Genomic DNA, 13,228 nt, shown 5'->3' with positions numbered 1-13,228 from the left:
TTTAGAAGTTATCTTTCCTATATTTAGGAGACTGTTCTATGGCATCCATAATTTTTTCCATGATAGAATCTGTCGTATCATTTTTTAAATCTAATTGAATTGGTTCTTTAAATTTCATTTTTTGTAATACTCCTTTTTTTTTAATTCGGATTCCTTTTTTATCATAAGCTTTTTGAAATCCATCAATCACAATGGGAACAACAATAGGGCTATATTTCCTAATTACATGAACTATTCCTCTTCGTCCAGGTGCAAAAGCTTCAGTTGTTCCTTGTGGAAAAGTGATTAACCAACCATCATTAATAGCTATACCCATACGAGTTATTTCAGATATATCTACGGAACGATTAACTTTTTTTTTACCTTCTCTCCAAGTTCTTTTTACTGTAATTCCCCCTGAATAAGTAAATAATTTAGTTAAAAAACCTTGGTTCATAGTTTCTTTAGCCGCAACATAATATAAATTGACTTTAGGATTTAAAAGATAAATCGGATTTTTAATAGTATTGATAAAACCATTTTTTACACTGCAAAAAACATGAAACATAGCAAAAACATCTGCAAAATAAGTTTGGTGATTAGATACGAAAAGGACTTTTTTATCAGGTAAATCTTTTATATATTCAGTTCCTTCCAAGTGCAATTGATTGAATCCATTATAACGATTATAAGATATACAACCGAAAGTAAAAATTAGAAAACGTTTTATAAAATGCAAATTTCCAAATGCATCTCTAAATAGAGTACTTTCTTTTTTTTTTAAATATTTTTTAAAAAAAGACGAATGAAAATTCACTGTTTATTTATATATTTTTTTTCTATGAAATTTAAATGAATAATAAGATAAAATAGTGATAATTAACAAAATTAACAAACTATAATATATCCAACGAGGAATAGAAACAGGATCTCCTTTTGCGTAAGAATGCAGTCCTGACAAATAGTAATTTACTCCAAAATAAGTCATTAATATAGAACTTACTGATAATATACTGTAAAAGTTAAAAGTAAATATGCTTTTTAAATATGGAACTAATCGAGTATGCAATACAAAAGCATAAATCATTATACTAATCAATGCCCAAGTTTCTTTAGGATCCCAACTCCAATAACGTCCCCAACTATTATTAGCCCAAACAGAACCTAAAAAAGTTCCTATAGTTAATAAAAAAAGCCCTATAGTTAAACATATTTCATTAATAATGGTCAATTTTTCAATATGAACATGAATCATATCGCTATATTTAGGAAAATATGCCTTTAATATAAAAAAAAGCAAGACTAAAAATCCTAAAAATGCTCCTGTTAAAAAGAAACCATAACTTGAAGTTATGGTAGCTACATGTATAATTAGCCAATGAGATTTTAAAACGGGAACCAAATTGGTTATTTCTGGATCCATTGCATTTCCATGTGCTACCATTAATAAAATAGATGAACCCAAAGCGGTAATTCCTGAAACAAATTGATTTTTATAAAATAGAAAACCTATTCCAATTAAACTCCAACTAATAAAAATTGCTGACTCATATCCATTAGTCCATGGAGCATGTCCAGAAATATACCATCTGGCAATTAAACCTAAAAAATTTGAAATAAATAGAATGAATAAAATGATAATAAGTATTTTAGAAAAAAAAAATATATTCTTTTTTTCTAAAAAAATTAGAAAAAAAGAATTAATAAGAATAATTATTCCAAAAAAAGCATACAGAAAAGATAATACATAAAATATATTCAATTTATTATAAATAATTTCTGCATATATTTTATTTTCTGAAGGCAAAATAGATTTGGCATATTTGAATTGATATAATCGTATTTTTTGAACTTCATCATTCGCAATGTTCCAGTTTTTTTCATTTTGAGCAAATGATAAAGATTTAAGATAATTATTAAACATAGAGAAACCTGTAGGATTTAGTTTATTTGTCTCTGATATCATCCAACTAGACCAAGTATGATTGATATCATGAGGGATAGGAAAAATACGAATATACCTTCCTTGAAAAATTTCATGTATTATTCCTACACGTTCACTAAGATTAAGCACTGCTTTATCATATTCATTTCTCTGAATAGGGTTTTTAGAAAAAGCATTTTCATAATCTTCTTGTAGAAGAAATTTTAGTTTTGAAGTTTTTGAATCTATAATATATAAATCCATTAGAGAAACATAATATTGTCGATTTGCTTTTACTTTTTTTAAAAATTTAAATCCTCCTTTTTTATCAACTTTAATAAAAGGTATTTTTGTCCAAAAAATATTATCTTGGTGTATAGATATAAACCATTGATTAGCATCTAAACTTCCTATAGAATCTTTTTTATGTATTTTTCTCAATAACTCAATAGCGATTGTATTTATAGGTTTAATTCTACCTTTATGATCTTGGACTAACAAACGTCCAAAATTTTCGCTATGCTTTTTAGGAATATGAACAGCATCGAAAAGATTTTCTATAGGAATAGGAATTTTATTAAATTCATGTATTTGAGCAAATACAACATTTTGTATACTTAATAAACTTAATAAAAAGAATACAATAAAAAAATAGTTTTTACAAGATAAATGTTTAAGTTTTTTTTTAAGAAAACTAAATCTTGTCCCTTTCCAAAATAAGGTGAGAAACATTCCTATACTCATAAAAATATAACCTGTATAGGAAAAATATGTTCCTAAATAATCATTATTAACAGAAAAATGAGTTCCTTTTTTATCCGGATCATATCCAGATTGAAAAAATCTAAATCCTTTATAATTAAGAACATTATTCATATAAATTAAATGGTCTTTTTTTTTATTTTTATTTATTAATGTGACATAACTCATAAAAGTAGATGGGAATCCAGAACCTGGATAATTTTGCACTTTAAATTTTCTTAATCGAATTAAGAAAGGAAGATTCAAAAAAATGGACCCATATCCAATGGATATTTTACAATTATTAAAAAATAAAGGAGAACTCATGTTCATTGTATTTTTTCCTCCTAAAAAGGTTATCAATTTAGATTGATTTTGAAAAAATATTTTTGCCGTAATAGCACTTAATTCATTATTTTCTTCCTGGTTACATGATTTTACATATTTTAATTCTCCTTTCACTACTCCTTCAGGAATAACCCATTGCAAAATTTCATTATTTTTATTAATAAAAATTTGATATAAATGTTTTATTTTTAATACACTATCATTTTTTTTTAATAAAAAATTACTTTTTTTATTTATCATATTAATACTTTTTCCTGAAAAAGATGATTTTATGTATAGTTTATTTTTCTTTTCGAAAATTTTAATTCCAAAAGGAATTTCTTTATTAAAAGAAAATAGAACCCCATTTACATTTGTGATGTCACCATTTTTAATAAAATGCTCAGTTCTTCCTTTTTGATTTGCTGAAACTATTTTTATAATTTTTTTTTTAGGTTTTTCTTTTGATAAAATAATTTTAGCACATGGAATATAATCTATAACTTTCACTTTCAAAGGATTTTCTTTAAAATCAAAACCCCCTGTATATCCATTATGAAAAGAGGAAAGAATATAAGGATCGTAATAAAATCTAGTATAAGATCCTTGACTTATTTTTAATTTTATATAATTTTTTCTAGAAAAAATTTTATCATTTATTTCTCCCTCTCTTATAGACATTGTTCCTTCAAAACTAAAATATCTAGAAAAAATTCCACCAATAAAAATTAATATAAATGACAGATGAAAAATAAATAAAGGGAATTTATTATAATTCCATAATTTGTATTTCCATATATTTCCTATTAAATTGATTATGATAAATAACGTGATAATTTCAAACCAAGTAGACTCATAAATAAATACTTTTGCTACATCTGTAGAAAATTTTTTTTCTATAAAAGTGGCTATAGCCATAGTTAAGGCTAACAATAAGAATAAAAAAGAAGTGATTTTTGTGGAAAAGAGTATTTTTTTTAATGTTTGCATTTACTTGTATTTTATTATAACATGGAATACTTCATTTATTCATAAATAATTAATTTATCATAAGCTAGATAAACATCTTTAGGTAATTGTTTTTCAATTTCTTCATGAAATCCAAATGTATGGCTAATATGAGTTAAATAAGTTTTTTGAGGACAAATTTGTTGAGTGATCTTCAGAGTTTCAGAAAGCATGAAAGGAAAACTATGTTTCATCTCTTTTCTTAATATATTTAAGACCAAAATGTTAATCCCTTTCAATCTTTGTATTGTTTGAAAGGGAATATGGCTAGCATCTGTGATATAAGCAAAATTTTCTATACGAAAACCTAAAATAGGAAGTTGTCCATGCCATGTCAATAAAGGAAAAATTTTATAATTTTCTACGATAAAAAAATTTTTATAATCATCTAATTCATAAACGGAAATTTTTGAAACATTTGATTTTTTATTTTTTGAAAAAATATAAAAAAATCTTTTTTTTAAGTTTTCTATAACTCTACGTAAACCATAAATAGGAATAGGTTGATTCATATTAAAATTAATTGGTCTTACATCATCTAACCCTCCTATGTGATCTTGATGTTCATGTGTAATAAAAATAGCATTTAATCTTTCATGATTACTTCTTAGCATTTGATAACGAAAATCTGGACCACAATCTATTAAAAAATTTTTCTGATCTTTTTCAATTAGAATAGAACTTCTAAGTCTTTTATCTTTTGAATTTTTAGATAAACATACTGGATGTTTAGAACCAATAATAGGAATTCCTAGAGAAGTTCCAGTACCCAAAAAAGTAATTTTCATATATTTCTATATATATTTTTCTGTATTTCATTCATGATATTTTGTTTTTTTTTAAAAAATTCTTTTACAGAATCTCTTCCCTGACCTAATTTTATATCTCCATAACTAAACCAGGAGGCATTTTTTTTAATAATTCCTAAATCTACTCCTATATCCAAAATTTCTCCAACTTTAGAAATTCCTTCCCCGTACACAATGTCAAATTCGGCAGTTCTAAAAGGAGGAGATAACTTATTTTTAACTACTTTTACTTTTGTTCTATTCCCCAATATTTTTTCTCCACTTTTAATTTGATTTCCTTTTCGTATATCTAGTCGTATTGAGGAATAGAATTTTAAAGCATGACCTCCTGTTGTGACTTCTGGGTTCCCATAAACTCCTATTTTTTCTCTTAATTGATTAATAAATATAAGTATGCTTTTAGATTTTCCTATACTAGAAGTTAGCTTTCTTAAAGCTTGAGACATTAACCTTGCTTGTAATCCTATTTTTGAATCCCCCATTTCTCCTTCTATTTCGCTTTTAGGAGTTAAAGCTGCGACAGAATCAACCACTATTATATCAATAACACTAGATCTAATTAAATTATCCACGATTTCTAGTGCTTGTTCCCCATTATCTGGTTGGGATATTATTAATTCTTTTATATTCACTCCTATTTTTTTAGCATAAATACGATCAAAAGCATGTTCAGCATCAATGAAACTGGCAAAACCTCCTAATTGTTGGGATTGAGTTATAGCATGTAAAGCTAAAGTAGTTTTTCCAGAAGATTCAGGTCCAAATATTTCAATAATACGACCTTTTGGAAACCCTTTGATTCCTAAAGCAATATCCAAACTTAAAGATCCAGAAGAAATAATTTCTAAATTTTCTGTATAAGAATCTCCCATTTGCATTACAGTTCCCTTTCCATATATTTTATCTATTTTTTCTAATACAAGTTGTAAGGATTTTCTTTTTTGTTCAATTTTTTCGTTCATAATTTTGAAAATTAGTTTTTATTCAAAAAAATAATTTTACTTGTAAACACATAATAGGGTTTTAGATAGTTAATTTTTATTTTTTTTTTTAAAAAAAGATCCTTCTTTACTTTTTAAGAGTAAAATCTTATTTTTTGGAAGTCTTAATTTATTACCAGGAGGAACGAGGTCTACAAGATATTTTGGATTAAGAAGAATTAAATCTTGATAAGAAATATTTAAATTATAAGCAAAAAATTTCAAAGAAATTTTTTCTTTTATAGAGATTAATGCCGTTTCTTTATATTTATATTTGTAAGGAGAAGAATAGTATGTAGAAATATTATGTTCTTTATAATAATTCATGACATAATTTATAGCAATAAATTTTGGAATATAATTTTGAGTTTCTTTCGGAAATGATTCCCATAATCCCCAAAAATCTTTTTTATTTTGATTATGTTGTAATATTTTATTTACCGTTCCAGGACCTGCATTGTAAGCGGCTAAAACTAATTCCCAATTTCCTATTTTTTTATATAAAAATTTCAAATATCGGCAAGCTGCTTCTGTAGATTTAATAGGATCATTTCTTTCGTCATAAATATGATTAATGTTAAGATTATATATTTTTCCAGTTTCAGGCATAAATTGCCAAATTCCTTGTGCTCCAGCTTTAGAAGTAACAATAGGATTTAAATTAGACTCTATAATAGCTAAATATTTTAATTCTTTTGGAAGACGGTGATTTTCAAGTTTCTCTTCAAACATAGGAAAATAAAACTCTGACAATGAAATAATTCTACCTATATATTTGTCCATACGAAGATAACTTTCTACAGATGCATGTACAATACTGTTATATTTAAGTATTTTAATTTGAGATTTTTGATTTAGAAAATTAAGTTTTAATCTTAATTCTTCAGCATTAATATTGGTAATAACAGTATTTTTTTTATTATTATGATTATGAGATAACTTTTTTCCAGATAAAGATTTTTTCTTTCCTCCTAACATTTTTTTCCACAACTTCTCTATACATACATTATTTAAATCTAGTTTTGGATGATAAATACTTTTATGAAAATTTATTACATTTTTTTGTTCTAAAAATGGTTTTGATATAGCTTGAATAGCTAAGCTTTTTAATATGAACATAAAAAACATAATATTTCTTATAGTTGTCGTTCCCATTATTTATTAGTTTGATTAATTTCTAAAATTTTAGAAAAAAAAGTACTAATAAACAAACGGAAAGTGAAAGAAAAATTTTTTATTCTTTTTCAGACTCTGAATTTTTTTCTTCAGAAGCTTTTTTAAATTCTTTCAAACCGGTACCCAACCCTTTCATTAATTCTGGTATCTTTTTACCTCCAAATAATAAAAGAGCGAGGATGACAATAACCACAATTTCTGTAGTTCCAAAAGTTCCAAGTAATATATAAAAAAAATACATGTATATGGGATTTTTATCAAATATAAAAAAATTCCAAATTTATAATTTATTTTGAAACAGAATAATCACTTAAACTTACTTCTCTTGCTTCTCCTTTATAAATAGAGTAATTTCCTATCATAGAATGATTTAAATTTGCATATTGAATTTTTGTATAATCTTGAATTAAAGATTTTTTTATATTGCTATTCTTTATTTTTGCATATTTTCCTATTGAAACATAAGGACCTATAATACTATTTTCAATATTTGTATTTTCTTCTATAGAACAAGGTTTTATAATCAAACTATTTTTTATAATAACTTTTTCATGAATTAATTCTGATTTTTTGGATTCAATGGATAATATTCTTGAATTTGAATAAATAGTTCTTTTATGATTTCCAAAATCCATCCATTCTTTAATTATTTTATTAGTAAATTTTGCTCCTTTTTTTCTCATATTTTCTAAAACAGACGTTAACTGATATTCTTCTTCATTTTTAATATTATTATCTAATATAGATTGTAATTCTTTTTTTAAAAACAAACTATTTTTAAAATAATAAAGTCCAACAATTGCAAGATTTGAAATATAATTGTTTGGTTTTTCTATAAAATGTGTAATAAATCCTGAAGAATCACATTTTACAATACCAAATAAATGAGGATTTTTAACTTTTTTCGTCCATATTATGTTATCTACCTCATGATTAATTTCTTTATCAAAAGAATTATGAAAAAATAAAGAATCAGAAAAAGCGACAATAATTGGTTCCCCTGTTAAAGATTTTTTAGCTTTTAATAAAGCATCTGCCGTTCCGAGTGGAATAATTTGATAATATATAACAGGATTAACCCCCATGTCATGGGATAATCTTATTAATTGATTTTCTATTTTATTTCCAAAATTACCCACAATAAAGATAATTTCTTCTATAGAAAAAACCTGAATAAGTTTAGCCAAACTTTCTAATAATCTTCTCAAGATTGTTTTTCCTGCAATGGAAATAAATGGTTTAGGATTATTTAAAGTATGGGGGAATAGACGGGTCCCTTTTCCAGCCATGGGTATTATAATTTTCATATTATTATTTATTTTTATATTCCAGTGCTTCCAAAACTATTACTTCCTCTTATACTTTGATTTAAAATCAAACATTTATTCCATTTTACTTTAACACCTTTAATTATATCTAATATTCCCAATTTTTCATAAGGTTCAATAATCATATTTTTAAAAAAAACATTAATTATAATTATATTGATTTCTTTATAGAAGATATCTTCTTTATTTTTTGTTAAATGAATTATACAAATAGATTCTATAAATTTTCTTTTCAAAAAGAAATAATATCTGGTATTTATCGAAATTTTAATAAAAATACCTGTCGGTATTAATTTTCTTTCCAAAAAATTAATAGAAACAGATTTTTGGGTCTTAGCAATCAAAGCTGATTGATATATTTTTTTTAACAAAGTTTACTTTTATTTAATTAAATTAATCAATCTTTTTTTTTCTAAAAAAAGAATAATTGTTAAATATAAAAATTGTAATAAAAAACTCAATTTCATTTCTTTTTTTATTATAAAAACGATAAAAAGCGCAAATAAAAAATGAATTATGATATTTCTTATTTTTTTATAACAAAACTTAAAAAAGTTTTTTTTACCCCAAATGTATAAAACTGTTAGCATACTGCCATAAGATGTCAAAGTCCCCCATGCAGGAATCATAAAACTATTATTAGAAATAAAAAAAATAACATTAAATAAAAAAGTAATAAATACACCTATTAAGGAGATGTAAGTTCCAATAAGAGGTTTATCTATGATTTTATAAAAAATGGATAAATTAGTATAAACTCCCAGAAATAGATTTCCCATCATTATTATAGGAATAATAGGTATAGCTACATGATATTTTTCATCAATTAAAAATTTCATAAATATGTTAATATTTCCACATATTAATACATAAAAAATTAATCCAAATAGAATAAATATATAAGTGATTTCTTCATAATAAAGTATAGCATCGGAATCCTTAGATTTTTTAAAAAAAAAAGGTTCAATCCCTAATTTAAAAATTCTGAGATATAAACTCATAAAAGCGGCTATTTTATAACAAGCAGAATAGGATCCGTTAATTTCATCTGAAATATATCTTTTTATCAAAATCTTATCTAGATTTTCATTAATAGAAAAAGCTATAGTTCCTAACATAATAGGAATACCATAACTGAACATATTCATAGCAAGAATTCTATTAAATTTTTTTATAGTTACTTTTTTTAAAAGAATAGGAAGTATTAAAAAAAAATTACCTAAAGAAGAAATCATGTTTGCAAAAAATATATAACCTATTTTATCTGTAAAAGAATTAACCCATTTAAAAATGAAAAAAAATAAAGTTTTGTTTTCATAAATATTTTTATAACAAAAAAATAAATATATTATGATAAATGATTGTATTAATATGTTTATTATATTTATTGTGGAATATTGTAATGGTTTATCATTTACACGAAGCCAAGCCATAGGAATAATACAAATTGTATCAAAAAATATAATTAAAAAAAACATGAGGAAATATTCTGGATGATTATGATATCCAGCAGCAAAAGACAAGTAGTTTATTAAATTGATAGAAATTATTAAAAAAAAAGAACTAATCAATAATTGCATTATGACTACCGTGGAAAAAACAATTTCTTTATTATAATTTTTTTTATATAAAAATCTAAAGTAAGTATTTTCTAATCCAAAAGAAAGAAATCCTATAACTATAAAAGATAGTGCGTACATATCTGTATAAAGAGAAAACTCTTCTCTTTTAAAAAAAACAGTGAAAAATTTTAAAAAAACATAATTAACAATTTTGGGAAATATAAATCCTATAGAATAAAGAATTGTTTGTATAGCTAATTTTTTGTACAAGTTCATTTTAATATTAAAGTTTCTAATTTCTGCATTTTTTTATGCACGTATCAACTTTTTTTTTTCGAAACTTTACACGGAAGAAAGTAACTTTGATGAAATTTTTAACATAAAAAAATGGATTATCATAAAAAATCACAAGAATTTATGCTATATGCTATAAAACATAAAAGAATCAGTAGCTTAACAATTGATGAATATATTAAGTTTATGACTCCTTATATTGTTGAAGAAAGAAAATTAAATGTAGCTCAAATGGATGTTTTTTCTCGTTTGATGATGGATAGAGTTATTTTTTTAGGAACTCCAATAGAAGATCAAGTAGCAAACATAGTACAAGCTCAGTTATTATTTTTACAATCTGTAGATTCTATGAAGGATATACAAATATATATTAATTCTCCTGGAGGAGATGTTTATGCTGGATTAGGTATATATGATACAATGCAAATTGTAGAACCAGATGTAGCGACAATTTGCACTGGAATGGCCGCATCAATGGCTGCGGTTCTCCTTTGTGCAGGAGTAAAAAATAAAAGATCAGCATTAAAACATTCTAGAATCATGATTCATCAACCTATAGGAGGAACACAAGGACAAGCTTCTGATATTGAAATAACAGTTCGTGAAATTTTAAAATTGAAAAAAGAGCTTTATGAAATTATATCGAAACATTCAGGATTACCTATTGAAAAAATAGAAAAAGATTCGGATAGAGATTACTGGATGACTTCTATAGAAGCTAAAAAATACGGGATGATAGATGAAATATTAGAAGGTAAAAAATGATCACGACAGGATTTGAACCTGTAACCTACTGCTTAGAAGGCAGTTGCTCTATCCATTTGAGCTACGTGATCTTACCTTAGCATCGGGGTAGCAGGATTTGAACCTACGATCTCCTGGTCCCAAACCAGGCGCGATAACCAAACTACGCTATACCCCGTTTTTTTTTGCGGAGAATGTGGGATTCGAACCCACGCGGTATTTACATACCGACAGTTTAGCAAACTGTTCCGTTAACCACTCCGGCAATTCTCCAATAAAATACAAATCTAAAGTAGATCTACTTAATAAACAAATAATAGAGAATTAGGGGCTAGGATATTCTATTCTAGTATGATAAATATTTCTTAATTTTTTTTTCAAAACTTTTTTTACTTTTTCTATTTCTTTCAAAGTAATATCTGCGTTAGAAAATTGACTTTCCGTTTTTTGTTTTTCTATTATATTTTCTACCAAATTTTCCAAATCTTTAGTAGATGGATTTTTTATACTTTTAGAAGCTGCTTCTACAGAATCAGCTATCATAACAATAGCAGTTTCTTTGGAAAATGGTTTAGGTCCAGAATATTGAAATTGTTTTTTATCCACTTTTAAATTTGGATATTTTTTTTTTTGTTTTTCATAAAAATAGTAAACTATACTATTTCCATGATGAGTACGTATAAAATCAGTAACAGAATCGGGTAAATGATATTTTCTTGCCAGTTCAACACCTGTTGATACATGTTCTAAAATAATTTTTGCACTTTCTTTTGGACTTAATTTTTCGTGAGGATCAATAATATTATGTTGATTTTCAGTAAAAAATGTAGAGTTTTCAATTTTTCCTATATCATGATAAATAGCTCCTATTTTTACTAATAAAGAATTAGCTCCAATTGCAACGGCAGCTTCTTCTGCGATATTCGCTACTGTTAGAACATGTTGTAATGTACCTGGAGCTTTTTGAGATAATAATCTTAATACAGGAGTATTGGAGTCAGATAATTCTAATAATGAAATATCTGAGGTTAAATTTAACAGTTTCTCGAAAAGAAATATTAATGGATGAACAAATAAAGTTAAAAATCCACTAAAAAAAAATAAAGAAAAAGTATGTAAAGAAATTTTTTCTAAAGATCCTTCACGAATTAAAGTGAGTAAACTAAAAGTAATGATATAAGTTATGGTTATTTTTGCTGCAGCAATAAAAAGATTAGCCATTTTATAAATATTTTTTTTTGTTAACATAACAAAAAAACCTGCTGTGATTTGAATAAAAATAAATTCAAAACTATTTGGTGTAATAAAGGATAATAATAATATAGTTATTAAATGAATAAAAATACTCAAGTGAAAATTGAAAAAAGAACGTACACTTATAGGAAGTATACAAAAGGGAATTATGTATAATATTTTAGAATGGTATTTTAAAATTGTAATGGTAATTAATGATATTAATAATATATTTATAATCAAAAAATTTACTTCTCTATTATTCTGAAATATTTTGTTTTCAAAATAAAAAATATATAATATAAATAAAGTAAATATTATGGTTATTATTAATAAATATCCTGTAATAAGACAATAATATTTTTGTTTATTCCATACTTTATTTTCATATTCTTTTTTGAAATAGAATAAAATTTTCAATTTATTTTTATTTACAATCTCATTTTTTCTGATAATATTATCTCCTTTTGTAAAAGAATATTTTATTTTTTCTATAGACTGAATTTTTTTTTTCAAAAAAAAATCTGTATAATACTGACTATAAAAAAAATTGGGTAATATAATTTTTCTTAAGATCCTTTTTAAAATTTTAACACGACGGCTTTTTATTCTAAAACTTTTATCAATAATATTGGTAACTTGATCATGAGTAAAGATTTTATTGTGTAAAATTGGAATCCACTTTTTATCCTTTTTAAAAAAAATTATGTTAGTATTGTTTAATTTTGTTAAATTATTATAATCTTTTATATATCCATATTTATATATCGTATTTATAATCTTATAAACAATTTTATAATCATGTTTGTTTTTTCGTATGAGCGAAATTTTTTTTAGTTTTTTTTTTATATTTCTTACTATTTTTTCATTTCTAATACAGAATATTCCTTGATTTTCTTTTAATTTTTTGATTTCCAAATCTGTATCTTGATTAGTTTTTAAAACTAAAAAATTAAATGGAGAAAATAAATCTCCATAAGACCAAATTTTTCCTTCTGAAAATTTATATTTAAAAATCTCTTTTTTTGGGAAAAAAAATGTCAATAATAAGATTGCAATAATTAGAGTTAAAATTTTATATGCAATATTTTTATTATAAAACTTGAAGAAGTTAGCCATTACC

11 protein-coding genes and 3 tRNA genes are annotated in these 13,228 nt (G+C 24.3%); 1 reads left to right on the top strand and 13 read right to left on the bottom strand.

The features are described 5' to 3' along the window. Position 1: 1 nt before the first annotated feature. The 9 genes from H0H50_RS00210 to H0H50_RS00170 form a co-directional block, all read right to left on the bottom strand. Entirely contained in the window at positions 2-796 is a 795-nt protein-coding gene (locus H0H50_RS00210; RefSeq protein WP_185867177.1) for a lysophospholipid acyltransferase family protein, read from the bottom strand. Positions 797-799: 3 nt separating this feature from the next. Next, positions 800-3,961 carry a cytochrome c biogenesis protein CcsA gene (gene ccsA / locus H0H50_RS00205; RefSeq protein WP_185867176.1) on the bottom strand — a complete coding sequence of 1,054 codons (3,162 nt, stop codon included), beginning with the start codon at positions 3,959-3,961 and terminating at the stop codon, positions 800-802. Positions 3,962-3,996: 35 nt separating this feature from the next. Further along, the gene (locus H0H50_RS00200) at positions 3,997-4,767 is read right to left on the bottom strand and encodes an MBL fold metallo-hydrolase (RefSeq protein ID WP_185867175.1); all 771 of its coding nucleotides are present in this window, start codon (positions 4,765-4,767) and stop codon (positions 3,997-3,999) included. Beyond that, on the bottom strand, positions 4,764-5,750 hold the full coding sequence (gene recA, locus H0H50_RS00195; protein ID WP_185867174.1) for a recombinase RecA: 987 nt from the start codon (positions 5,748-5,750) through the stop codon (positions 4,764-4,766). The genes H0H50_RS00200 and recA overlap by 4 nt, the downstream gene beginning before the upstream one ends. Before the next feature lie 69 nt (positions 5,751-5,819). Further along, positions 5,820-6,923, bottom strand: coding sequence for a lytic transglycosylase domain-containing protein (locus H0H50_RS00190; RefSeq protein ID WP_185867173.1), 1,104 nt, complete (start codon positions 6,921-6,923; stop codon positions 5,820-5,822). Between the two features lie 79 nt (positions 6,924-7,002). Further along, positions 7,003-7,185, bottom strand: coding sequence for a Sec-independent protein translocase subunit TatA/TatB (locus H0H50_RS00185; RefSeq protein ID WP_185867172.1), 183 nt, complete (start codon positions 7,183-7,185; stop codon positions 7,003-7,005). Between the two features lie 46 nt (positions 7,186-7,231). Beyond that, complete coding sequence (locus H0H50_RS00180) at positions 7,232-8,251, bottom strand: sugar nucleotidyltransferase (RefSeq protein WP_185867171.1); 1,020 nt, start codon at positions 8,249-8,251, stop codon at positions 7,232-7,234. Between the two features lie 14 nt (positions 8,252-8,265). Then, positions 8,266-8,643, bottom strand: coding sequence for a dCTP deaminase/dUTPase family protein (locus H0H50_RS00175; RefSeq protein ID WP_185867170.1), 378 nt, complete (start codon positions 8,641-8,643; stop codon positions 8,266-8,268). A 9-nt stretch (positions 8,644-8,652) separates the two neighbouring features. Continuing rightward, a complete protein-coding gene (locus tag H0H50_RS00170) occupies positions 8,653-10,110 on the bottom strand; it encodes a lipopolysaccharide biosynthesis protein (RefSeq protein ID WP_185867169.1) in 1,458 nt (485 codons plus the stop codon). Between the two features lie 111 nt (positions 10,111-10,221). On the opposite strand from H0H50_RS00170, the gene clpP reads away from it, so the two are divergent. Then, on the top strand, positions 10,222-10,893 hold the full coding sequence (gene clpP, locus H0H50_RS00165) for an ATP-dependent Clp endopeptidase proteolytic subunit ClpP (protein WP_185867168.1): 672 nt from the start codon (positions 10,222-10,224) through the stop codon (positions 10,891-10,893). On the opposite strand, the gene H0H50_RS00160 is transcribed toward clpP, so the two are convergent. From H0H50_RS00160 to H0H50_RS00145, 4 genes are all read right to left on the bottom strand, one after another. Continuing rightward, positions 10,891-10,964, bottom strand: a tRNA-Arg gene (locus H0H50_RS00160). The two genes, clpP and H0H50_RS00160, sit on opposite strands and share 3 nt — an antisense overlap. A gap of 11 nt (positions 10,965-10,975) precedes the next feature. Further along, positions 10,976-11,050: transfer RNA gene (locus H0H50_RS00155), tRNA-Pro, on the bottom strand. A gap of 10 nt (positions 11,051-11,060) precedes the next feature. Continuing rightward, positions 11,061-11,145 (bottom strand) — tRNA-Ser (locus tag H0H50_RS00150). Between the two features lie 51 nt (positions 11,146-11,196). Beyond that, positions 11,197-13,224 carry an HD family phosphohydrolase gene (locus H0H50_RS00145; RefSeq protein ID WP_185867167.1) on the bottom strand — a complete coding sequence of 676 codons (2,028 nt, stop codon included), beginning with the start codon at positions 13,222-13,224 and terminating at the stop codon, positions 11,197-11,199. Positions 13,225-13,228 lie beyond the last annotated feature (4 nt).

The sequence above is a fragment of the Blattabacterium cuenoti genome, from assembly GCF_014252015.1.
Classification (GTDB): domain Bacteria; phylum Bacteroidota; class Bacteroidia; order Flavobacteriales; family Blattabacteriaceae; genus Blattabacterium; species Blattabacterium cuenoti_U.
Note: the sequence above shows the minus strand (reverse complement) of the source record. Positions and strands in the feature narration are given on the sequence as shown.